The sequence below is a fragment of the Pseudomonas versuta genome (assembly GCF_001294575.1).
Classification (GTDB): Bacteria; Pseudomonadota; Gammaproteobacteria; order Pseudomonadales; family Pseudomonadaceae; genus Aquipseudomonas; species Aquipseudomonas versuta.
Genome location: NZ_CP012676.1, coordinates 4,662,803 through 4,684,397, shown reverse-complemented (window position 1 = coordinate 4,684,397; position 21,595 = coordinate 4,662,803). Strand labels below are relative to the sequence as shown.

The following is a 21,595-nucleotide window of genomic DNA, read 5'->3' as shown; positions in this document are numbered from 1 at the left end:
GATGAAACTTGCGATCAAGCTGCGCACCCGGCTGTTTCTAAGCATTTCTGCACTGATTACGGTGGCGCTGCTCGGGCTGCTGCTCGGCGTCGTCAGCGTGATGCAAATGGCTCAAACCCAGGAGGCGCTGATCCGCAACAACTTCATCACCCTCGATCTGGGCCTGAAACTGCGTCAAAGCCTGGGTGACCAACTGATCCTGATGCTGAGCACCCGGCAAGACCCCAAAGCACTGCAGGCCTCCATCAATGAGTACCAGCAGCTGCTCGATGAGGGCATCGAGCATGAACGCAAAAACAATCTGCACAACGGCTTTGTCCAGGCTCGCGCGGACTATGAGAGCTTTCTGAAAGCGCTTAATTCCACGCATGACAGCACGCCTGACCTGAGTACTGACAACGAGCTGAGGAACAGCTTCAACCTGTTGCGCAACGGCCTGATTGCCGAGCACCGCCAGGCACTCGACAACATCTATGCCGCCCAGGCCTCCGCCCGTGACCGGGCACTGATCATTGCCTGGTTACTGGGGCTTGTGGGACTTGCGGTATTGACCATTGGTTTTATTACCGCCCACGGCATAGCCCGACGTTTTGGCGCGCCGATCGAGGCGCTGGCCAAAGCCGCCGACAATATAGGTAAAGGCAACTTCGAGGTGGTGCTGCCACTTTCTTCGGCCACTGAGATGAACCTGCTGACCCGGCGTTTCGGGATCATGGCCGAAGCCTTGCGCCAGCATCAGGCGACCAATGTCGACGAACTTCTGGCAGGTCAGCAGCGGCTTCAGGCAGTGCTCGACAGCATTGACGACGGGTTGCTGATGATTGATCAGCAGGGCCGCCTTGAGCATTTGAATCCTGTGGCTCAACGCCAGCTGGGATGGGACGAAAGCCGTCTGAGTCAGCCGCTGGGCGAGGCATTGATGCGCCCCGAACTCGATCAACAATTGCTGACGGTCTTGCGTGGCGGCAGCCTTGAACGCGCCCCGGAAGACTTGAGCGTCGATATTGAGGGTGAAAACCGCCTGCTTACCTACAGCCTGACCCCGGTCAGCCAGCCCAAAGGGCCAATTCTGGGCGCGGTGATGGTGCTGCATGACGTCACGGAGCAACGGGCCTTTGAACGGGTTCGCAGCGAGTTTGTGCTACGCGCCTCCCACGAGTTGCGCACCCCGGTCACCGGTATGCATATGGCCTTCGGTTTGTTTCTGGAGCGTGCCAAATTTGACCCGCAGTCCCGTGAAACCGACCTGCTCAACACCGTCAATGAAGAGATGCAGCGCCTGATGCAGCTGATCAATGACCTGCTGAACTTTTCCCGCTATCAAAACGGCATGCAAAAGCTGACGCTGGCCCCGTGCGACCTGCCGGACATGCTGGAAGATGCCCGGGCCCGCTTCGCGGCGAGGGCAGCTGCCAAGGGTGTCGAGTTGCTGGTCGAGTTGCAGTCTCCGCTGCCGGGCTTGAATGCCGACCAGGCCCAGCTCGAACGTGTCCTGGATAACCTGCTGGACAATGCCTTGCGCCACACCGGCAGCGGCGGTCAAATTCGCCTGCAGGCGCGCCGGCATGGCGAGCGGGTGATTATCAGCGTCGAAGACAATGGCGAAGGTATTGCCTACGGCCAGCAAGGAAGGATTTTCGAACCCTTTGTGCAGGTAGGGCGCAAAAAGGGCGGCGCCGGCCTTGGGTTGGCGCTGTGCAAGGAGATCGTGCAATTGCACGGCGGGCGGATCGGCGTCTATTCGCGCCCGGGACAGGGCACCCAGTTTTATATGGCCTTGCCCCTGTTATAGCGCTTTCCTGGTCATTACCGGGTTTGTGTATTCAGTACTTTCAGGATGGCCGCACTTTCTGCATCGGGGGTGCCATCAAACAGTGCTGGCCGAAAGTGCATCTGGAAGGCCGCCAGTACATGGCGAGTAGCAACGTCCAGCTCACCGGTCTGCGGTGTCTCGTAGCCCAATAGCGCTAACTGCTGCTGAAACCAGGTAATACTTGGCAACGCGTTGGCAAACAAAGCCTGCTCGCGGGCTACGGCCTGAGCCTCTGGCCAGACACCGAAGCCTGCCTCGGCCAGGCGCTTCCAGGGAAACAGCGGGCCCGGGTCAAGCTTGCGCAGGGGCGCTATGTCGCTGTGACCAATAATGTTGTGTGCATCGATTTTGTAACGCGTCGTGATGTCTTTGAGCAGCGCGATCAACGACTGGACCTGCCCTTCGGTGTAGGGATACCAGACCCGCCCGTTCGGTGTATCGCGGTACCCCTTGTTGACGATCTCAATGCCGATGGAACTGGAGTTGAGCCAGGTGCGGCCTTTCCATTGGCTCTCACCGGCGTGCCAGGCCCGCTGGTTTTCATCCACCAGCTTGAAAATGGTTGGCGGGGTATCGCCAATCAGATAGTGGCTACTGACAGGCCCGCTGGTGAGCAACTGCAGTGAACGCTCCAGCGAGGTCGAGGTGTAATGAAGCACCACGAACTGCACACGGCTGTCGTGGTTGACCGAAGGATGGCTGGTATCCATGCGAAGGCCGCCGGTACAACCGGCCAGCAGGGCAAGAAACACAATAAGAAGCGCTGAGAATTTCATGGGCGGAGCCAACACAGGAAAATATTAATGCGCCAGCATACCTTACTGGCTGCGGGTGCATCTGAACGCAACCTCTTGCACCTCACCACCGCCTGCAACCCTGTAGCCGCTCGCAGAACCTTCAGGGCTGCGGCTGGAGGTCGGTCTCAATGCAATTTCGCCCGTTATGCTTGGCCCGATACAGGGCGTCATCTGCACGCTTGAGTACATGCTCGCTGCGGTCACCCGGCCTGAATGCCGAGACACCGATAGAAGCGGTGATGGTGACTGGCTCGCCCTTGAAGTGAAACGGACAGCCTGCAATGGCCGCACGCAGCTTTTCGAGCAATGGCGCACCCGTGGCCAGCGTGGCGCCAGGGATCAACAGCACAAACTCCTCACCGCCAAAACGGGCGATAAAGTCGCCGGGGCGCAGGTGCTTGCGTAGCTGAGTGGCAATAATCTTCAGCACTTTATCGCCCGCCAGATGACCATAACCATCATTGATGCGCTTGAAATGATCAAGGTCGAGCATGGCGATCAACAACGGACTTGCTTCTGTTTGCCAGCGTCTGACTTCAAGTCCAAGTCGCTCGCCCCAGGCCGCACGGTTGGGCAAACCGGTGAGAGGGTCAATCAGGGCTTTCTGGCGCTGCTCTTCAAGGTGCTCGCGATAGCCCTGGGCTTGCTGTTCCATTTGTACAACCCGCTCGGCCAGGGCTTGCAGGTGCGCGGCGACCTCTTGCTCCCGTGCATCGCGCTGCTGCTGGTGTTGGTCAAGCGTACCCAGCAGGCCTTCCAGGCGGTTTTCCAGAATGTGCTTGAGGCTGCGCAGATCGACCGCGTCGTGAACACTGTTTTGCAACCCGTCGACGTGTTCGCGCAATTGACTGTGCAAGTCAGCGGCAGCAGATCGACCTTCGCTGTGCCCCTCGCTCGCAGCCTGAAGGTTGTTCTGGAACAACTCCAACCGCCCGTTGAGCTGCTTGAGATACGCCTCGAACTCATGCTGATCACTGTCAGCGACAGCCAGCATCAGAACGGCAAGATCATCGAGGATGGGCAGCAGTTCGTACCAGTTGAGCCCTTTTTCAAGACGAATGCGCATCGCCTCTGCTTGCGGGCGATGATGCTCCGGCAATGAAAGGTCGCTCAGCAACCCAAGCAGGGTGGATTCAATATGCACCGCGACCGAGCTGTAGGATGGCTCGGGACTTTCAGGCAGGGCATAGACCGCATCGCCCGCAAGGGGCTCTGCCTGGCCAGGCTCGTATGACTCAGGTGGCCCGGTAAAGTCATCACTTTCAGGGGTTGGGGAATCAACCAGGACTTCGGGCAGGCTGTTTTCTGCATCCACAAGGGCGACAACAGACTCCAGTGCCCCGGCGGACACATGCTCCTGCGACTCTTCAGGCACTGGAACTTGCGGCGCGGGCAGGGGCTGTGCGTGATCATCCTGAGGGTGCGGCGACGAGGCCTCAGTATCGGCCACTGCCACCGGCACCGAATGCAGCCGCTCCAGCTCGGGCGGGGCACTTTCAGCCAGCGGCAACGAGGGCGATGGAGGTGCTGCAGGGGGTTTGGCGAGCGCAGGCTGTGTCGCTGCCTGTGCCCGGGTAACTTGCGGTGCAGTGACTTCGGGTACTGCCCGGTCTGCCCCCTGAGCACCGAACAATCGCTGCAACAAGCCCGGTTTTGGCGACTCTGACTCAGGGCTTTGGGGCGCCAGAGCAAGTCCTTGCAAATGGCTCAGTTCATCGAGCAACAGCGGGATCTCGCGTGCCTGGCTTGCACGGCTGTCGAGCTGTTTGGCGAATGCCTTCAGCGGCTTGCTGACTTCCCGCGGCAACGCCAGCGCTTGCAGCTGGGTGACCAGGGTATTGAGTGCCGTACTGATTTGCTCAACGCGGGTTTCCCGGCGCTGCTCGGAGTCGAGTACGGCCTTTTCGAGACGCGGCAACAATGCCGCCAACGCGGCGTCCATCTCGTCAGTGCGTAGCGCGTCGCGCATCTCCTTCATGCACTGGTCGACGGTGCGATCAGTGCCTTCTGCCGCCAGAGTGCTGCGTACCAGCCCCCGGCGCAGCAAATCGATCCGGGCACTCCAGCGACGTTCCAGTTTGTCTTGGCGCTCGATGCTTTTTAGGTACTTTTCTTTCCAGCGACTGGCGTCATCAGCACTCATGAAGAGGGGCTGCTCAGCACAGGCAGGGCGTCGACGCCCACCGTCCCCGGCAAGCGGATTTCAACTGCCACCGGCAAATGATCAGAGATGGGCTGATCCAGCACCTGCACACGCTCCAGCGTAAGGCTGGGGCTGAGCAAAATATGATCAAGACAACGCTGCGGACGCCAGCTGGGGAAGGTGGCTTCCATTTGCGGCGCCAGCAAACCGAGGTCACGCAGGGGCGAAGTCTGGAGTAAATCTGTGGCATTGGTGTTCATGTCGCCCATCAGCACCTGATGCTGATAACCGCTTACCAGCTCGCGAATATAGGCCAGTTGCATCGTCCGCACCTTAGTCCCCAGCGCCAGGTGCATGACCACCACGACCAGTGCATCAGGACCAGTACCGAAGCGCACTAAAATTGCGCCACGACCCGCAGGGCCGGGCAAGGGATGATCTTCAATCGCCGTAGGGCGCAGCCGGCTGAGCACGCCATTGCTGTGCTGGGCCAGGCGACCCAGATTGCGATTGAGTTGTTGATACCAGTAAGGGAATTCGCCCTGTTGGGCCAGGTATTTGACTTGATTGATGTAGCCGGATCGAAGGCTGCCACCATCAGCTTCCTGCAAAGCGACCAGATCGAAGTCGCTCAACAAGTCGCCTATCTTGTCCAGGTTACCGGCCCGCCCTTTGTGCGGCAGTACATGCTGCCAGCTGCGGGTCAGGTAATGACGGTAGCTCTGGGTACTGTTACCGACCTGGATATTAAAACTGAGCAGTCGCAAACGCCGATCATCCGGCAGCCCGCAGGCAGCCAGATGATCCTCGTTGACCTGCGGTTCGTGCAGGGCAACGGTTCGCTTTGTTTTCCAGCTCCTCACGGGAAGGGCGCCCTTAAGGCTTGGTTGCCGCTGCTGCGCGCTCTTTGGCGATCAGTTGATCGGCCACATTGAGTGCCTGCTCCGGGCCACCGGCAGTACCCAGATCGAATCGGTACTTGCCATCAACAACCATGGTCGGTACGCCAGTGATGCCGTACTTCTGGGCAAGCTCTTTAGCTTGTTTAATCTGGCCCTTGATCGCGAACGAGTTGAAAGTCGCGAGAAACTTGTCTTTATCTACGCCCTGGGTCGCCAGGAAATCGGCCATTTCATCCTGTTTGGTCAGGCGTTTGCCTTCTTTCTGGATTGCTTCAAAGACGGCGTGGTGAACTTTACCCTCTACACCCATGGCTTGAAGGGTCAGGAACATTTGCCCGTGGGCATCCCATGGGCCTCCAAACATGGCAGGAATGCGTACAAAGTTCACGTCAGAAGGCAGCTTCTCGACCCAAGGGTTCACCACGGGCTCGAATGCATAGCAATGCGGGCAGCCATACCAGAACAGCTCAACTACTTCGATCTTGCCTGGCACTGCAACCGGAACGGCGCTGCTCAGCTCTACATATTGTTTACCCGCTTCAAGCGGTTCGGCAGCTTGAGCGGTCATGCCAAACAGACTGGCACTGACGAGAGCGGCGCTGAGAATCAGATTACGCATGCTTTACTCCTGGGCAAATAAGGTCGCTTCAACGTGACCTGTATTCAGACAGGCCCGTTCTGGCTTGAGTTCGGTAGTGTAGCGGCAGTTGTTACGAAAAAGGGCAGCCGAAGCTGCCCTTTCAGGTTCACAGTCAAGGATTAAACGATCGTTAACACCGCCGAAGGCATGCATCCGGCGTGAACAACCCTAGTGCAGGCCTTGAATGTAGCTGGCCAGCGCCTTGATATCCTTGTTGCTCAGCTTCGCAGCAATACCGCGCATGATCATCGAGTCACCGTCGTTGGTACGCTCGCCTTCACGGAAGTCGGTCAGTTGTTTCTCGATATAGCTGGCGTGCTGGCCACCCAAATGCGGAAAGCCGGCAGCGGCATTACCCTGGCCGTCAGGCGAGTGGCAACCGGTGCACGCCGGCATGCCTTTTTGCAGGTCGCCACCGCGGAACAGGGCTTCGCCACGGGCAACCAGTGCCGGGTCAGCAGCACCCACCGAGTTTTTCTGGCTGGAGTAGTAAGCGGCGATATCCGCGAGATCCTGATCGTTCAGGTTGGTCAGCAAGCCGGTCATCTCCAGTACCTGGCGCTTGCCGTCCTTGATTTCGTGCAGTTGCTTGAGCAGGTAGCGATCACCTTGCCCGGCCAGCTTCGGGAAATTTGGCGCCATGCTATTGCCGTCCGGACCGTGACAAGCGCCACATACAGCGGTTTTTGCCTGACCTGCAGCAGCATCGCCTACAAGGGCGGTGGCTGCGGCCTGGGCAGTACCGGCGACGCCCAAGGTCAACAGCAGACTCACGAGTAATTTGTTCATCAGCTAATCCAACTACGGCTAAGGGTTAAAGAGTTATGGGCCGGGCTTACTCGTTCATCCACAGGGTGGGTGACCGGTAATCCTCGACACTGCAGTCCATGCACAAACCACGCGGCGGCATCGCCTTGAAACCCTGGGTCACGTGCTGCACCGGCGCTTCCATATCTTGCCCTTGGCCTTCAGGCTTCCCGATCACCGGATGTCGGTGCTGCGGGCAGTTGACCAGCTGGCAGACAATACAAACGCGGTTGTACACGGCTTCCGGATCCTGTGTAGCCTGAGTGCTGTTAAAGTGGCATCAAGATACCGGCAGCTAGCAGCCATTTCGTCATAAAACGACCTTTTCAGGGTTGGGAGCCTGCTGCGTTCTACTGCGCAACCTGGGTTTACCGCTCCCGTATTCTTTATCCTACGCTGGGACAAAGCGCACACAAAATCTGCGGCATTATATACTGGCGCCACTGAAACGGAAACGACACGCTCGCCGCGTCCATTCCTGACGCCGCTCACATCGGAAATCCCATGCAACTCAAGAACCCCATTCTCGGTCTTTGCCAACAGGCCACCTTCATGCTCAGCGCAGCCAAAGTTGATCAATGCCCCGACGACGAAGGCTATGAAGTCGCGTTCGCCGGGCGCTCCAACGCCGGCAAGTCCAGCGCACTCAACACCTTGACCCACGCTAGCCTGGCGCGCACCTCGAAAACTCCAGGACGCACTCAGCTGCTGAACTTCTTCCAGCTGGACGAAGAGCGTCGCCTGGTCGACCTGCCGGGTTATGGTTATGCCAAGGTTCCTATCCCGCTGAAACTGCACTGGCAGCGTCACCTGGAAGCCTATTTCGGCAGCCGCGAAAGCCTCAAGGGTGTGATTTTGATGATGGATATCCGTCATCCAATGACCGATTTCGACCTGTTGATGCTCGACTGGACAGTTTCGAGCGGCATGCCGATGCACATTTTGCTGACCAAAGCCGACAAACTGACGTACGGCGCTGCGAAAAATACCCTGCTCAAAATTCAGGCTGATATCCGCAAGCAATGGGGCGATGCTGTGACCATCCAGCTGTTCTCCACCCCTAAACGTATGGGCCTGGAAGAAGCTTACACCGTGCTGGCACGCTGGATGGAACTGCCGAACAAAGGCGAAGAAGCAATCGAGAGCGCCGAATAAGGAATTGCAGGCAAAAAAAACCCCGGACTTCGTATTGGGGGAAGAAGTTCGGGGTTCAAGTACTAGACCGCTAGGGCGCGATCCAGATATCTGCCAACACTTAACACAACATCAGGAGCATTGAAGGGCTTCACCACCCATTCAGTAAATCTGAGTGGTGAATGACTGTTAAGTTCCAGATGGCTAAAAACCATTTGCAATAAACGGGGCTTTGGCTGAGCCAAAAAACCCATACCGACAACTTCAGCCCTTAGTGCGCCTCATCCCAGTTGTTGCCCACACCCACTTCCACCACCAGCGGCACATCGAGCTTCGCGGCTTCGCTCATGTGGCTACGGACCTGTTCACGCACCTCATCCACCAGGTCTTCACGCACCTCAAGTACCAATTCATCGTGTACCTGCAAAATGACGCGCGCATCCAGACCAGAAGCCGTCAGCCAGTTATCCACAGCCACCATGGCTTTCTTGATGATATCGGCAGCAGTGCCCTGCATCGGGGCGTTAATCGCCGTCCGCTCTGCGCCTTTGCGCAGCGCCGGGTTTTTCGCATTGATGTCCGGCAAGTACAGGCGACGGCCAAAAATGGTCTCGACATAGCCTTGCTCGGCTGCCTGGGTACGGGTGCGTTCCATGTAATCCAGAACACCCGGGTAGCGCGCGAAATAACGGTCGATGTAAGCCTGGGACTGTTTGCGATCAACACCAATCTGCTTGGCCAGACCGAAAGCACTCATGCCATAGATCAGACCGAAGTTGATCGCTTTGGCGCTACGACGCTGATCGGTAGTGACATCGTTCAGTTCGACGCCGAATACCTCGGCTGCAGTAGCACTGTGAACGTCCAGGTCGTTGCGGAAGGCGTGCAGCAAGCCTTCGTCCTTGGCCAGATGGGCCATGATCCGCAGCTCGATTTGCGAGTAGTCCGCCGCCAGCAGTTTGTAGCCTTTTGGCGCCACAAACGCCTGACGAATCCGACGGCCTTCGGCGGTACGGATTGGAATGTTCTGCAGGTTTGGATCACTGGACGACAAGCGTCCGGTCGCCGTGACAGCCTGGTGGTAAGACGTATGAATCCGACCGGTACGAGGGTTGATCTGCTCAGGCAGGCGATCGGTGTAGGTGCTTTTCAGCTTGCTCATTGAGCGGTACTGCATCAGTACCTTGGGCAAAGGGAAGTCCTGCTCGGCCAATTCAGCCAGAACCGCTTCAGCCGTCGAAGGCTGCCCCTTGGCGGTTTTGCTGATAATCGGCAACCCGAGCTTTTCGTACAGGATCACGCCTAATTGCTTAGGGGACCCAAGGTTGAATTCTTCGCCTGCGATGGCGAAAGCCTCACGCTCAAGCGCGACCAGCTTGTCGCCCAGTTCAACGCTCTGAATACCCAGCAGGTTGGCGTCCACCAGCGCACCCTGACGCTCAATGCGCGCCAGTACAGGTACCAGCGGCATCTCAATGTCGGTCAAAACGCTGTTCAGGCTTGGGATCGCTGCCAGCTTCTCGTGCAGCACATGGTGTAAACGCAGGGTCACGTCTGCATCTTCAGCCGCATACGGCCCGGCCTGCTCCAGCGAGATCTGGTCAAAGGTCAGCTGCTTGACACCCTTGCCGGCAATGTCCTGGAAGCTGGTAGTGCCATGGCCCAGATATTTGAGGGCAAGGCTGTCCATATCGTGGCGCGTCGCCGTGGAGTCGAGCACATAGGATTCAAGCATGGTGTCAAATGCGACGCCCTGCACCATGATCCCGCATGCCTGATCACCACCGATGGCGCAGTTGGCCAGGATGTTCATGTCGAACTTGGCGTGCTGGCCCACTTTGGCTTTGGCCGGGTCTTCGAGCAACGGCTTGAGGGCTCGCAGTACTGTGTCGCGATCCAGTTGCTCAGGCACGCCCATGTAGGAGTGGGTCAGCGGGATGTAGGCCGCCTCCCCCGGCTTGACTGCAAACGACAGCCCCACCAATTGCGCCTGCTGCGCGTCCAGGCCCGTGGTTTCAGTATCGAAAGCTATCAGCCTGGCGTCGTTAAGCTTTTTCAGCCATACGTCGAAGCGCGCCTGATCAAGGATGGTTTCGTACTGCTGTTCTTCGGCAGGCGGCGCAGGCTCTTCATGAACAATTACCTGGCCGGCACGCTTGGCTTCACGCTCAACCTCGGCAATCCAGCTTTTGAATTCCAGCTCGGTGTACAGCTCAATCAGCTTTTCGCAGTCTGGCTGTTTGAGATGCAAGTCTTCGAGGCCGATATCCAGTGGAACATCAATTTTGATCGTGGCGAGCCGGTACGACAAAAATGCCATTTCCCGATGCTCTTCAAGCTTGGCCGGCAGATTTTTAGCCCCCCGAATCGGTAAGGTCGGCACGATATCGAGCTTTTCGTACAAATCGACCAGACCACCGCCGACACCGACCAGCAAGCCGGACGCGGTCTTCGGACCAATCCCCGGGACGCCCGGAATGTTATCGGACGAATCGCCCATCAGAGCCAGGTAATCAATGATCTGCTCGGGCGAGACGCCAAATTTTTCTTTCACGCCCTCGATGTCCATCACGCTGCCGGTCATGGTGTTGACCAGAGTGATGTGACCGTCGACCAGTTGCGCCATGTCCTTGTCGCCCGTCGAAATAACTACCGGACGGTCTGCGGCAGCGCTGCTGCGGGCCAGGGTGCCGATTACATCGTCAGCCTCAACACCTTCCACGCACAGCAAAGGGAAGCCAAGCGCGATAACGCTGGCGTGCAAGGGCTCGATCTGGACCCGCATGTCGTCGGGCATGCTTGGACGGTTAGCCTTGTATTCGGCGAACATCTCATCGCGAAATGTCCCGCCCTTGGCATCGAAAACCACCGCAAACGGACTGTCCGGGTACTGTTTTCGCAGGCTTTTAAGCATGTTCAATACGCCCTTCACGGCACCTGTCGGCAACCCCTTGGACGTAGTCAGCGGCGGCAGCGCATGAAAAGCGCGGTACAGATATGAAGAACCGTCCACCAGGACGAGGGGAGCTTGGCTCATGAGCAGGATCAACCTTTTCGGCGAGTCCGGCGCTAGAATGTCCGGACCAATGACGACAAAGGGACAAGGTTATCATGCGCACACTAAATCGCCTGTTGCTGACCGGCTTGTTTGCATTCACTCCGCTGTTAACCTTCGCAGCCGATGAAGCAGTCACAGCTGACCCAGACGTAACCATTCGCACGGAAGGCGATAAGACAATCCAGGAATACCGTCAAAACGGTTTTCTGTATGCCATCAAGGTCACCCCAAAAGGAGCACCGCCGTACTTTTTAGTGCGCGCTGATGGTACTGATGCCAATTTCATCCGTTCCGACCAGCCGGATATGCTGATTCCATCGTGGAAAATCTTCGAATGGAAATAGCGTCTTAACTTTAATCGGCGCCGACTCCATGCGGCGCCCGTACTGGCAGTTTTAAACCATGTCTGTATTCACGCCCCTGACTCGCACCGAGTTGGAAACTTTTCTTGCGCCTTACGGGCTTGGCCGCCTGCTCGATTTCCAGGGGATTGCCGCTGGCAGCGAAAACACCAATTACTTCATCAGCCTGGAGCAGGGCGAATATGTCCTGACCCTGGTTGAACGTGGCCCGATCAAAGAGATGCCGTTCTTTATCGAGCTGCTGGACGTGCTGCACACTGCTGATCTGCCGGTGCCTTTCGCATTGCGCACCGTCGACGGCCAGGCCCTGCGTGAACTCAAGGGCAAGCCGGCCCTGCTGCAACCGCGCCTGGCGGGCAAGCACATTCGAGAAGCCAATGCCCAGCATTGTGCACAAGTCGGCGAATTGCTCGGCCATTTGCATGTGGCCACACGTGACAACGTGCTGGAGCGCAAGACAGACCGTGGCCTGGACTGGATGCTGGCAGAAGGACCGGCATTGATGGCCGACCTGTCACCCGAATCGGCACAATTGCTGCAAAAGGCACTGGATGAAATCAGCGCGCATAAAGAGCAGATCCTCGCATTGCCGCGGGCCAACCTGCACGGCGACCTGTTTCGTGACAACGCGATGTTTGAAGGCACGCATCTGACCGGCCTGATCGACTTTTACAACGCATGCTCTGGCCCAATGCTGTACGACGTTGCGATTGCCCTGAATGACTGGTGCGCTGACGAAGACGGAAAGATTGACGAGCCACGGGCCCGTGCATTGCTTGGCGCTTATGCCGCTCTGCGCCCGTTTACTGCGAGCGAAGCTCAGTTGTGGCCGACGATGTTGCGCGTGGCGTGCGTGCGTTTCTGGCTGTCACGCCTGATCGCAGCCCACACTTTTGCCGGACAGGACGTACTGATCCACGATCCGGGCGAGTTCGAACGCCGTTTGGCATTGCGCCAGGCAGTGACAATACATCTGCCTTTTGCGCTGTAAGAAAGGTAAGCCCCTGTGGGAGCGAGCTCGCGAGCTGTGTGTAATTGAATAGCTCGCGAGCAAGCTCGCTCCTACAGGTTCTGCTTGTGTGGGCCGTTACAAACCCTCCAGGCAACCCGCCAGGTCATTGCCCAATTTTTCCAGCAGTTGCTCGTACCCCTGCGCCGTCGCCGGGGTATAGCCACCCAACGCATCCAGTTCAGCCAGCTTGACCGGTAAACCGGCCGTCAGCGTGTCAGCCAGACGCGGGCGCAAAGGCGGGTCACTGAACACGCACGTCTTGCCTACTTCCTGCAGACGCTTGCGCATGGTTGCGACGTGCTGCGCACCCGGTTGTACTTCCGAAGCCACGCTGAAAACGCCTGCATGCTTGAGGCCGTAAGCGCTTTCGAAATAATCGTAGCCTTCATGGAACACAAAGAACGGCTTGTCGGAAATCCCGGCCAGGCGTGCTTTGAGACGCACATCCAGAGCGTCCAGACGCTGATTGAAAGCCGTGAGGTTAGCTTGGTATCTGGCCGCGTTGGCAGGGTCTTTCTGACACAGGTCGGCCGCCATTTTAGCCGCGATTACACGGGCGTTCGCCGGGTCCAGCCACAGGTGCGCATCCAGCGTACCTGGACGGTGATCGTGGTCGTGTTCGGCTGCATCTTCTTCATGGGACTGGCTATCTTCGGCGAAATGACGAAGTTTGAGCGCTGGCAGGGTTTGAATGGAAACCGATGGCAAGGTACGGGTTTTGATCACCCGCGGCATGAAACCTTCCATGTCAGGGCCAATCCAGTACAGAAGATCAGCCGACTGCACGCGCCGTACGTCGGAAGGGCGCAGTGCATAGTTATGGGGCGAAGCATTAGGCGGCAAAAGCACCTCGGGATGACCTACGCCGTCCTGCACAGCAGCCGCTATCAGCTGCAAGGGCTTGATGCTGGTCAACACGTTGACCTCGGCCCGAGCCGGGCCAATTACGGCCAAACTGGCACTTAGAACAAGAAAAATAGAAAAAAGACGGGGCACGATGAGCACTCATGGTGGTTGAAACAGGTAACATAATAACGTCTCTCTCAAAAATCGTCGCCGCCCATGCCTATTACACCGCTAGCCAGTCGTCCCCATGACCACTCCCATTGTGTCCACAGCGCGCTTAGCGAAGCGGACATCTTGTGTGCGCAAAAGGGTTTGCGCCTGACTGCCCTGCGCCGCCGTGTGCTTGAGCTGGTATGGCAAAGCCACAAGCCGCTGGGCGCTTATGACATTCTGGCAGTGCTCAGCGAGCAAGACGGCCGCCGCGCAGCACCACCGACCGTATATCGGGCGCTGGACTTCCTGCTCGACAACGGTCTGGTGCATCGCATCTCCTCACTCAATGCCTTTATTGGTTGCAGCCACCCCGAGCACGCGCATCAGGGCCAGTTTCTGATCTGCCGCAACTGCCATGCCGCCATCGAGCTTGAGCAAAAGAGCATCAGCAACGCAATCATCAATAGCGCGCTGGATGTCGGCTTTACTGTGGAAGGCCAGACCGTCGAAGTGGTCGGTTTGTGTTCGGGTTGCCGGGAGGCCTGATGAGCGCAGCACTGATACGTTTGGACCAGGTCACTGTGACCTTCGCCGGGCAAGACGTGCTCGACAATATCGAGCTGAGTGTAGAGCCGGGCCAGATCGTTACCCTCATAGGCCCCAACGGCGCCGGTAAAACCACGCTGGTCAAAGCCGTGCTCGGGCTGCTCAAGCCCACCCATGGCAGCGTATGGCGCAAACCCAGGCTGCGGGTCGGCTACATGCCGCAAAAACTGCACGTCGATCCGACACTGCCGCTCTCGGTATTGCGCTTTTTGCGCCTGGTGCCGGGCGTGGACAGACCCCAGGCTCTCGCCGCGCTGAAAGAAGTGGGCGCCGAGAAAGTCATCGACAGCCCCGTGCAAAGTGTTTCCGGCGGTGAAATGCAGCGCGTGCTGCTGGCCCGCGCTCTGCTGCGCAAGCCTGAGTTGCTGGTTCTTGACGAGCCGGTACAGGGCGTAGACGTAGCCGGCCAGGCCGAGCTGTACAGCTTGATTACCCGCCTGCGCGACCGCCACGGCTGCGGCGTGCTGATGGTGTCCCACGATTTGCACCTGGTCATGAGCACCACCGATCAGGTGGTCTGCCTCAATCGCCACGTCTGTTGCTCGGGTCACCCGGAACAAGTCAGCAATGACCCGGCGTTCGTTGAACTGTTCGGCAAAAACGCACAGAGCCTGGCGATTTATCACCACCATCATGACCACGCCCATGACTTGCATGGTTCGGTGGTCAGCGAAGGCGCCACCGCGGCGCCCGCACACATTCATGGAGAAGGCTGCAAGCATGGCTGATTTTCTGTTTTACGCCCTGCTGGCAGGTCTGGCTTTGGCAATAGTCGCGGGGCCCCTGGGTTCATTTGTCGTGTGGCGACGAATGGCCTATTTCGGTGACACGCTGTCCCATGCCGCCTTGCTCGGGGTGGCGATGGGTTTTCTGCTCGATGTCAGCCCGACCATCGCCGTGACGGTTGGCTGCCTGTTACTGGCAGTCTTGTTGGTTACCTTGCAACAGCGCCAGCCATTGGCTTCCGACACATTGCTCGGAATACTTGCACCCAGTACCTTGTCCCTCGGGCTGGTCGTACTAAGCTTCATGCATGAAGTGCGAATCGACCTGATGGCTTATTTGTTTGGTGATCTGCTGGCAATCAGCCCGAACGATTTGATGTGGATCATGGGCGGTAGCGCTGTAGTTCTGGCATTGTTGGTGGCACTGTGGCGGCCGCTGCTGGCGATTACCGTACATGAAGAGTTGGCAACCGTTGAAGGCTTGCCGGTAGCAGCACTGCGCATGACGCTGATGCTGTTGATCGCGATTGTTATTGCCGTAGCAATGAAGATTGTCGGCGTGTTGTTGATCACGTCCTTGCTGATCATCCCGGCAGCAGCAGCCCAACGCCATGCCCGCTCTCCCGAGCAAATGGCCCTGGGTGCCAGCTTGCTGGGAATGCTGGCAGTGTGTGGTGGCCTGGCACTTTCATGGTTCAAAGACACGCCGGCGGGACCATCAATTGTGGTGTGTGCCGCGGCACTGTTTCTGCTGAGTTTTGTTCTGCCCCGTCGAGGGGTGTAGACTTGCTCGTTTTTTGCGCACTTAGAGAGCCGCAGGAATGAAGCTGTTTAACTCCCGTTACTTGCTCCTGGCCGCATTTTCCTTGCTGCTGGGCGCCTGCCAAAGCACACCTTCCGGCGACACGCCTGTCCCGGATGCGCGCGCTGCGGCCATCGCACAGCTGGAGCAAAACCTGGCCAGCAGTGAACTCGCTACCGCTGAAGATCAACTGGCCGCCTTGCAGGCGCAAACGCCGGATGACCCGCAGTTGGTGCAATACCAGCGCCAGCTGGCTGAAGCCTACTTGCAACGCAGCCAGATCGTTCTGCAAAAAGGTGATGTCAACGCTGCTGCCACAGCACTGAGCCGCGCCCGATCCTTGATGCCTACAGCTCCGGCGCTGACCGGTGGCGTCAACAGCGCCATTGCCCATGCGCGCAAAGCTGAGCTGGACAAGGCCGAGGCCGCGCTAAAGGCTGCCGAAGCCAGACCTGCGGCCAAGGTTATCGACCCCGCAGCAGAGAGCACGACCGTTACGCTTAACATCGACGATATTGCCAAACTTCGCCGTCAACTGGACTTGATTGCGCAAGACATCGTCAATTACCAGTGCGCTGTCAGCCTGCAGGTTCCGCGCACGGCGGACTTTCCATGGCTGTCCACACTGATCAGCAAACGGGTGAAAAAACTCGACCCTGCGTTCGATCTACAACTGGAACGCCAGATCATTCGCCATGTGCCTGCGCAAATGGTCCTGATCCCCAGCAAACCGTAAATTCAAGTAAACCTGCGGCAAGCCGCTTGTTCGCGACAGGGTCATCGGCGACCCCATCGCGTACAAGCTCGCTGCTGCAGAGCCCTGCAATTACGCCGGAATGGCCTTGGCCTTCGGCTCCCGTGCCCAGACCCGATGCTGGGCAATCGCGGCAAAGAACGCCTTCACATCCTTGGCATCCTTGATCGCCAGCAATCCTTCATCTACCTGTAAATGCAGCACATCCAGCAGCTGGCTGGCGTCACCCTGCAAGGCAATCGCCTTCAGGTGCTTATAAGCTTCGAGCAGGTAATGCAACGCTACGCCGTCACCACTCAATGTATTGATCGACGCTGCACCACCCGGTACGAACACCGCGTCAAAGGCAATCGACGGCATGCCCTCCATGGAGGCATCCACCGGCAACAGTTTGCCGTCTGCCGTTTTCACCGGCGCGGACGTAGGCCCCAGCAATTTGGCATGTGCGCCTTGGGCCGTGAGGGCCTGTTTGAGGCTTTCAATCGCTGCACCATCGACACCATTGGCCGCCAGAATTGCCACTTTACGGGTTTTGATATTGCCCGCCAGCAGGTTGGCCTGGCTCAAGGCCGGGGACTGGCTGACACTGGTTTTGCGCTCCGCGACCGTGCCGGCCTTCGGTGCTGGCAGGCCCAGGTTTTCAGCCACACGCTTGGCCAGCTGAAGGTCGATATTGGCCAGGATTTCATTCACCTGGCGCACCCGTATGTGTTCGCGCTCCACCTTGCCCAGTTCAAAACTGTAGGCGCCGATAATGTGTTCTTGCTCGTGCTTGCTCATGCTGCGGAAAAACAGCCGGGCCTGGGAGAAGTGGTCACTGAACGACTCGCTGCGCTGACGAATCTTGTTGGCATCAATACGCTCGGGGTACGACTCAAACCCCCCGTCATGGGCCGCAGGCGGGGTTTCTTTGGGCCAGCCACCGTCGATGGAATTCGGCTCGTAGGACGCCCGGCCTTTGTTGATGGTGCTGCGGTGCTGCGCGTCGCGCTGGTTATTGTGAAACGGCGCAACGGGGCGGTTGATCGGGATTTCATGAAAGTTCGGCCCGCCCAGACGGCTGATTTGCGTATCGGTGTAGGAAAACAGCCGACCTTGCAGCAACGGGTCATTGGAGAAGTCGATACCCGGCACGATATGGCCCGGGCAAAAAGCTACTTGCTCGGTTTCCGCGAAGAAGTTATCCGGGTTGCGGTTAAGCACCATCTTGCCCAGAGGCGTAATCGGCACCAGTTCTTCGGGGATCAGCTTGGTTGGATCAAGGATATCGAAGTCGAATTTATGCTCGTCTTCCTCCGAAATGATCTGCACGCCGAATTCCCACTCAGGGTAATCGCCGGTTTCAATCGACTCCCACAGATCACGGCGATGGTAGTCAGTGTCTTTGCCCGCCAGCTTTTGCGCTTCGTCCCACACCAGCGAGCAAGTACCCACAGTCGGACGCCAGTGGAATTTGACGAAGCTGGATTTGCCTTCAGCGTTGATCAGACGGAACGTATGCACGCCGAAACCCTGCATGCTGCGCAGGCTCTTAGGAATGGCGCGGTCAGACATTGCCCAAATCACCATGTGAGCAGATTCAGGCACCAGCGAGACGAAGTCCCAAAACGTGTCGTGGGCTGAGCCACCTGTGGGCATTTCGTTGTGTGGCTCAGGCTTTACCGCATGCACGAAGTCAGGAAACTTGATCGCGTCCTGGATAAAAAATACCGGCATGTTGTTACCGACCAGATCGAAATTGCCCTCATCGGTAAAAAACTTCACGGCAAAGCCGCGGACATCGCGCACGGTATCCCCGGAGCCGCGCGGGCCCTGGACGGTCGAGAAACGCACAAAAACCGGAGTTTTTTTACCCGGGTCCTGCAGAAAACCCGCCTTGCTCAGGTCGCTGTGAGATTTATAAGCCTGGAAGTAACCATGTGCGCCGGTACCGCGAGCGTGAACGATGCGCTCTGGAATTCGCTCGTGGTCAAAATGCGTGATCTTCTCGCGCATGATGAAGTCTTCGAGCAACGAGGGGCCTCTGGCGCCGGCTTTCAGGGTGTTTTGATTGTCCGCAATCTTCACCCCCTGATTGGTGCGCAACGCCTGATCCGTCGCGTCATCACGAAAAGTTTCGAGGCTATCGAGTTTGACGTTGCTGTTGCCACGATCCAAGGTGTCGGTGCCGGCCATCTGGCTCTTGTTGGAAGACGGTTTTTTGCTACTCATCAGACTAAACTCCTTGTTGGCGAAAGCCCGATGGGCCGGGCTTCCTGGACTAATCTCCCGAGGCGGGTCCTAGTACTGACTTTTAGGGTTTACCGTCGTTCCTTATTTCAGACCATCAGTCGTCTTATTGCCAAATCAAAGGTTCCAGCGCAAATAAATGCTAAGAACCTCTATACGGACAGGCTAAAATGCCCGCCCGGCTAACCGCTGATCTTCTATTTTCGCGCCCCACAAGGTTCGCTACGTGATTGAGTTCCATAACGTTCATAAAACCTACCGGGTCTCCGGTAAGGACATCCCCGCGTTGCACTCCACCAGTTTGCGTGTCGAGAGCGGCCAGGTTTTCGGCCTGATTGGCCACTCCGGCGCGGGCAAAAGTACATTGCTGCGCCTGATCAACCGCCTCGAAACCCCGAGTGGCGGCCAGATCATTGTCGACAACGAGGACGTGACGGCCATGGATGCCAACGGCCTGCGACGCTTTCGCCAGCAAGTCGGCATGATCTTCCAGCACTTCAACCTGCTGGCGTCCAAAACTGTCGCCGATAACGTCGCGATGCCGCTGACGCTGGCCGGTGAACTGTCGCGCAAAGACATCGACCTGCGTGTCGCCGAGTTGCTGGAGCGGGTAGGCCTGTCCGACCACGCCAGAAAATACCCGGCGCAGCTGTCAGGCGGCCAGAAACAGCGCGTAGGCATAGCCCGCGCATTGGCCACCAAACCTAAAGTGCTGCTGTGCGACGAAGCCACCAGTGCCCTGGACCCGCAAACTACGGCCTCGGTCTTGCAGTTGCTGGCTGAAATCAACCGCGAACTGAAACTGACCATCGTGCTGATCACCCACGAGATGGATGTCATCCGTCGCGTGTGCGACCACGTAGCAGTGATGGACGCAGGCGTGATCGTCGAGCAAGGCCCGGTTGCGCAAGTGTTCCTGCACCCCAAGCACCCGACCACCAAGCGTTTTGTCCAGGAAGACGAGCAGATCGACGAAAGCGAACAGCGCGACGATTTTGCCCATGTCCCTGGCCGTATCGTACGTCTGACCTTCCAGGGCGAAGCCACCTACGCACCGTTGCTGGGCACTATCGCGCGCGAGACGGGGGTGGACTACAGCATCCTGGCCGGTCGCATCGACCGCATCAAAGACACCCCCTACGGGCAGTTGACCCTGGCCATCACCGGAGGCGACATGGACGCAGCTTTCGCACGTTTCACTGCGGCTGACGTTCATATGGAGGTGCTGCGCTAATGGAATCCCTACTGAGTTTCTTTGCCAACATCGACTGGTTCGAAATCTGGCTGGCAACCGGCGACACCATGATGATGCTCGGCGGTTCGCTGCTGTTCACCATCCTTCTGGGCCTGCCGCTGGGCGTATTGCTGTTCCTGTGCAGTCCGCGCCAACTGTTCGAGCAAAAGGCGGTGTACGCCCTGTTGTCGCTGGTGGTGAATATTTTACGTTCGCTGCCATTTATCATTTTGCTGATTGTGATGATCCCGTTCACCGTTCTGATTACCGGAACATCGCTGGGCGTAGCAGGCGCCATTCCGCCTTTGGTGGTCGGCGCCACGCCGTTCTTCGCCCGTCTGGTCGAGACCGCACTGCGTGAAGTGGATCGCGGCATCATCGAAGCCACTCAGGCAATGGGTGCCAGCACGCGTCAGATCATTACCAGTGCCTTGTTGCCTGAAGCGCGCCCCGGCATTTTTGCTGCGATTACCGTCACCTCCATTACGCTGGTGTCCTACACCGCGATGGCGGGCGTGGTCGGCGCAGGCGGCCTGGGCGATCTGGCGATTCGTTTCGGCTACCAGCGCTTCCAGACTGACGTGATGATTGTCACCGTGGTGCTGTTGCTGATCCTGGTGCAAATTCTGCAAACCGTTGGTGATCGGCTAGTGGTGCACTTTTCGCGCAAGTAAGCGCGATCCCTCGTTAATAAACGTAACCGCCAGCCCCCGGGCTGGCAGGCACCTGAAGTCAGGTGTTCACAAGGAGTTGCTGAATGAAGAAGTTATTTGCTGCCGTGGCCGCTGTGGCCGCATTTTCGGCCCACGCCGGTGATCTGTCGGTCGCGGCCACTCCGGTGCCTCACGCCGAGATTCTGGAATTCGTGAAACCGGCATTGGCCAAAGAGGGCGTGAACCTCAAGGTCAAGGTGTTCACTGACTACATCCAGCCAAACGTGCAAGTGGCCGAAAAACGCCTGGATGCCAACTTCTTCCAGCACCAGCCGTACCTGGACGAGTTCAACAAGGCCAAGGGCACCCATCTGGTCAGCGTTGCCGCCGTACACCTTGAGCCGCTGGGTGCTTACTCCAGCAAGTACAAAAAGCTGGCTGAGCTGCCAGAGGGCGCAACTGTTGTGATCCCTAACGACGCCACCAACGGCGGCCGTGCGCTGTTGTTGCTGGACAAGGCGGGCCTGATCAAGCTGAAGGACTCGAATAACATCCTGTCGACGCCTAAAGACATCGTCGAGAACACTAAAGAGCTGAAATTCCGCGAACTGGAAGCCGCGACCATTCCCCGCGTGCTGACCCAGGTTGATCTGGCGCTGATCAACACCAACTACGCGCTGGAAGCCAAACTGAACCCGGAAAAAGATGCACTGGTGATCGAAGGCAGCGACTCGCCTTACGTGAACATCCTGGTAGCTCGCCCGGACGACAAGGATTCGGCTGACATGCAGAAGCTGGTTGCTGCCCTGCACAGCCCTGAAGTGAAAGCGTTCATCAACGAGAAGTACAAAGGCGCCATCATTCCGGCGTTCTGATTGGCTGATCTTTCTGCAGGAGCCAGCTGGCTCCTGCAGATTCCCCCCTC

At 57.9% G+C, this 21,595-nt stretch carries 19 protein-coding genes and 1 pseudogene; 11 read left to right on the top strand and 9 right to left on the bottom strand.

Annotated features, from left to right (window positions below; translation table 11 throughout):
* Position 1 precedes the first annotated feature (1 nt).
* On the top strand, positions 2 to 1,792 hold the full coding sequence (locus AOC04_RS20990; protein ID WP_060696471.1) for an ATP-binding protein: 1,791 nt from the start codon (positions 2 to 4) through the stop codon (positions 1,790 to 1,792).
* A 14-nt stretch (positions 1,793 to 1,806) separates the two neighbouring features.
* Here the strand turns inward: AOC04_RS20990 and AOC04_RS20985 are convergent, their stop codons facing one another.
* The 6 genes and pseudogenes from AOC04_RS20985 to AOC04_RS20960 all read right to left on the bottom strand — a co-directional run bounded on the left by AOC04_RS20985 (position 1,807) and on the right by AOC04_RS20960 (position 7,416).
* Positions 1,807 to 2,589: an N-acetylmuramoyl-L-alanine amidase gene (locus tag AOC04_RS20985; RefSeq protein WP_060696470.1), complete on the bottom strand. Its 783-nt coding sequence runs from the start codon at positions 2,587 to 2,589 to the stop codon at positions 1,807 to 1,809.
* A gap of 121 nt (positions 2,590 to 2,710) precedes the next feature.
* On the bottom strand, positions 2,711 to 4,753 hold the full coding sequence (locus AOC04_RS20980) for a GGDEF domain-containing protein (RefSeq protein ID WP_060696469.1): 2,043 nt from the start codon (positions 4,751 to 4,753) through the stop codon (positions 2,711 to 2,713).
* A complete protein-coding gene (locus AOC04_RS20975; protein ID WP_418054955.1) occupies positions 4,750 to 5,583 on the bottom strand; it encodes an endonuclease/exonuclease/phosphatase family protein in 834 nt (277 codons plus the stop codon). The genes AOC04_RS20980 and AOC04_RS20975 overlap by 4 nt, the downstream gene beginning before the upstream one ends.
* 46 nt (positions 5,584 to 5,629) lie before the next feature.
* Positions 5,630 to 6,274 carry a thiol:disulfide interchange protein DsbA gene (gene dsbA, locus AOC04_RS20970; protein ID WP_060696467.1) on the bottom strand — a complete coding sequence of 215 codons (645 nt, stop codon included), beginning with the start codon at positions 6,272 to 6,274 and terminating at the stop codon, positions 5,630 to 5,632.
* Between the two features lie 189 nt (positions 6,275 to 6,463).
* Positions 6,464 to 7,084 carry a c-type cytochrome gene (locus AOC04_RS20965; protein WP_060696466.1) on the bottom strand — a complete coding sequence of 207 codons (621 nt, stop codon included), beginning with the start codon at positions 7,082 to 7,084 and terminating at the stop codon, positions 6,464 to 6,466.
* A gap of 33 nt (positions 7,085 to 7,117) precedes the next feature.
* Positions 7,118 to 7,416 (bottom strand): annotated as a pseudogene (locus tag AOC04_RS20960) (c-type cytochrome).
* A gap of 190 nt (positions 7,417 to 7,606) precedes the next feature.
* Between AOC04_RS20960 and yihA the strand changes: the two are divergent.
* Positions 7,607 to 8,257 carry a ribosome biogenesis GTP-binding protein YihA/YsxC gene (yihA, locus tag AOC04_RS20955; RefSeq protein ID WP_060696465.1) on the top strand — a complete coding sequence of 217 codons (651 nt, stop codon included), beginning with the start codon at positions 7,607 to 7,609 and terminating at the stop codon, positions 8,255 to 8,257.
* Positions 8,258 to 8,507: 250 nt separating this feature from the next.
* On the opposite strand, the gene polA is transcribed toward yihA, so the two are convergent.
* Positions 8,508 to 11,273 (bottom strand): DNA polymerase I, encoded by a 2,766-nt coding sequence (gene polA, locus AOC04_RS20950; protein WP_060696464.1) that lies wholly within the window; start codon positions 11,271 to 11,273, stop codon positions 8,508 to 8,510.
* A 74-nt stretch (positions 11,274 to 11,347) separates the two neighbouring features.
* Between polA and AOC04_RS20945 the strand changes: the two genes are divergently transcribed.
* Together AOC04_RS20945 and AOC04_RS20940 are read left to right on the top strand one after the other, a co-directional pair.
* Positions 11,348 to 11,638: a DUF2782 domain-containing protein gene (locus tag AOC04_RS20945; RefSeq protein WP_003437683.1), complete on the top strand. Its 291-nt coding sequence runs from the start codon at positions 11,348 to 11,350 to the stop codon at positions 11,636 to 11,638.
* Positions 11,639 to 11,696: 58 nt separating this feature from the next.
* Complete coding sequence (locus AOC04_RS20940; RefSeq protein ID WP_060696463.1) at positions 11,697 to 12,647, top strand: homoserine kinase; 951 nt, start codon at positions 11,697 to 11,699, stop codon at positions 12,645 to 12,647.
* A 96-nt stretch (positions 12,648 to 12,743) separates the two neighbouring features.
* Here AOC04_RS20940 and AOC04_RS20935 read toward each other — a convergent pair whose 3' ends face one another.
* The gene (locus AOC04_RS20935; RefSeq protein WP_060696462.1) at positions 12,744 to 13,664 is read right to left on the bottom strand and encodes a zinc ABC transporter substrate-binding protein ZnuA; all 921 of its coding nucleotides are present in this window, start codon (positions 13,662 to 13,664) and stop codon (positions 12,744 to 12,746) included.
* Between the two features lie 66 nt (positions 13,665 to 13,730).
* On the opposite strand from AOC04_RS20935, the gene AOC04_RS20930 reads away from it, so the two are divergent.
* Genes AOC04_RS20930 through AOC04_RS20915 form a run of 4 tightly spaced genes read left to right on the top strand, consistent with a single transcriptional unit; the run spans position 13,731 to position 16,536 of the window.
* Positions 13,731 to 14,213 (top strand): Fur family transcriptional regulator, encoded by a 483-nt coding sequence (locus AOC04_RS20930; RefSeq protein WP_060696461.1) that lies wholly within the window; start codon positions 13,731 to 13,733, stop codon positions 14,211 to 14,213.
* A complete protein-coding gene (znuC, locus tag AOC04_RS20925; RefSeq protein WP_060696460.1) occupies positions 14,213 to 15,001 on the top strand; it encodes a zinc ABC transporter ATP-binding protein ZnuC in 789 nt (262 codons plus the stop codon). The genes AOC04_RS20930 and znuC overlap by 1 nt, the downstream gene beginning before the upstream one ends.
* Positions 14,994 to 15,782, top strand: a complete 789-nt coding sequence (gene znuB / locus AOC04_RS20920; RefSeq protein ID WP_003437694.1) for a zinc ABC transporter permease subunit ZnuB — start codon at positions 14,994 to 14,996, stop codon at positions 15,780 to 15,782. The genes znuC and znuB overlap by 8 nt, the downstream gene beginning before the upstream one ends.
* Positions 15,783 to 15,819: 37 nt before the next feature.
* Positions 15,820 to 16,536: a PA5502 family lipoprotein gene (locus tag AOC04_RS20915; RefSeq protein ID WP_060696459.1), complete on the top strand. Its 717-nt coding sequence runs from the start codon at positions 15,820 to 15,822 to the stop codon at positions 16,534 to 16,536.
* Between the two features lie 90 nt (positions 16,537 to 16,626).
* Here AOC04_RS20915 and katE read toward each other — a convergent pair whose 3' ends face one another.
* Positions 16,627 to 18,765 (bottom strand): catalase HPII, encoded by a 2,139-nt coding sequence (katE, locus tag AOC04_RS20910; protein WP_060696458.1) that lies wholly within the window; start codon positions 18,763 to 18,765, stop codon positions 16,627 to 16,629.
* A gap of 244 nt (positions 18,766 to 19,009) precedes the next feature.
* Here katE and AOC04_RS20905 point away from each other — a divergent pair, with 244 nt between their 5' ends.
* The 3 genes from AOC04_RS20905 to AOC04_RS20895 all read left to right on the top strand — a co-directional run bounded on the left by AOC04_RS20905 (position 19,010) and on the right by AOC04_RS20895 (position 21,545).
* Complete coding sequence (locus AOC04_RS20905) at positions 19,010 to 20,017, top strand: methionine ABC transporter ATP-binding protein (RefSeq protein WP_060696457.1); 1,008 nt, start codon at positions 19,010 to 19,012, stop codon at positions 20,015 to 20,017.
* A complete protein-coding gene (locus tag AOC04_RS20900) occupies positions 20,017 to 20,691 on the top strand; it encodes a methionine ABC transporter permease (protein WP_060696456.1) in 675 nt (224 codons plus the stop codon). Before AOC04_RS20905 ends, AOC04_RS20900 begins: the two co-directional genes overlap by 1 nt.
* An 83-nt stretch (positions 20,692 to 20,774) precedes the next feature.
* On the top strand, positions 20,775 to 21,545 hold the full coding sequence (locus tag AOC04_RS20895; RefSeq protein WP_060696455.1) for a MetQ/NlpA family ABC transporter substrate-binding protein: 771 nt from the start codon (positions 20,775 to 20,777) through the stop codon (positions 21,543 to 21,545).
* Positions 21,546 to 21,595 lie beyond the last annotated feature (50 nt).

Excerpts from the sequence above, each read along its gene's own strand:
- AOC04_RS20930 (WP_060696461.1), top strand. The coding sequence starts at position 13,731 with ATGCCTATTACACCGCTAGCCAGTCGTCCCCATGACCACTCCCATTGT.
- znuC (WP_060696460.1), top strand. The coding sequence starts at position 14,213 with ATGAGCGCAGCACTGATACGTTTGGACCAGGTCACTGTGACCTTCGCC.
- AOC04_RS20895 (WP_060696455.1), top strand. The coding sequence starts at position 20,775 with ATGAAGAAGTTATTTGCTGCCGTGGCCGCTGTGGCCGCATTTTCGGCC.
- dsbA (WP_060696467.1), bottom strand. The coding sequence starts at position 6,274 with ATGCGTAATCTGATTCTCAGCGCCGCTCTCGTCAGTGCCAGTCTGTTT.
- polA (WP_060696464.1), bottom strand. The coding sequence starts at position 11,273 with ATGAGCCAAGCTCCCCTCGTCCTGGTGGACGGTTCTTCATATCTGTAC.
- AOC04_RS20980 (WP_060696469.1), bottom strand. The coding sequence starts at position 4,753 with ATGAGTGCTGATGACGCCAGTCGCTGGAAAGAAAAGTACCTAAAAAGC.
- AOC04_RS20900 (WP_060696456.1), top strand. The coding sequence starts at position 20,017 with ATGGAATCCCTACTGAGTTTCTTTGCCAACATCGACTGGTTCGAAATC.
- AOC04_RS20965 (WP_060696466.1), bottom strand. The coding sequence starts at position 7,084 with ATGAACAAATTACTCGTGAGTCTGCTGTTGACCTTGGGCGTCGCCGGT.
- AOC04_RS20945 (WP_003437683.1), top strand. The coding sequence starts at position 11,348 with ATGCGCACACTAAATCGCCTGTTGCTGACCGGCTTGTTTGCATTCACT.
- znuB (WP_003437694.1), top strand. The coding sequence starts at position 14,994 with ATGGCTGATTTTCTGTTTTACGCCCTGCTGGCAGGTCTGGCTTTGGCA.
- AOC04_RS20990 (WP_060696471.1), top strand. The coding sequence starts at position 2 with ATGAAACTTGCGATCAAGCTGCGCACCCGGCTGTTTCTAAGCATTTCT.
- AOC04_RS20915 (WP_060696459.1), top strand. The coding sequence starts at position 15,820 with ATGAAGCTGTTTAACTCCCGTTACTTGCTCCTGGCCGCATTTTCCTTG.
- katE (WP_060696458.1), bottom strand. The coding sequence starts at position 18,765 with ATGAGTAGCAAAAAACCGTCTTCCAACAAGAGCCAGATGGCCGGCACC.
- yihA (WP_060696465.1), top strand. The coding sequence starts at position 7,607 with ATGCAACTCAAGAACCCCATTCTCGGTCTTTGCCAACAGGCCACCTTC.
- AOC04_RS20985 (WP_060696470.1), bottom strand. The coding sequence starts at position 2,589 with ATGAAATTCTCAGCGCTTCTTATTGTGTTTCTTGCCCTGCTGGCCGGT.
- AOC04_RS20940 (WP_060696463.1), top strand. The coding sequence starts at position 11,697 with ATGTCTGTATTCACGCCCCTGACTCGCACCGAGTTGGAAACTTTTCTT.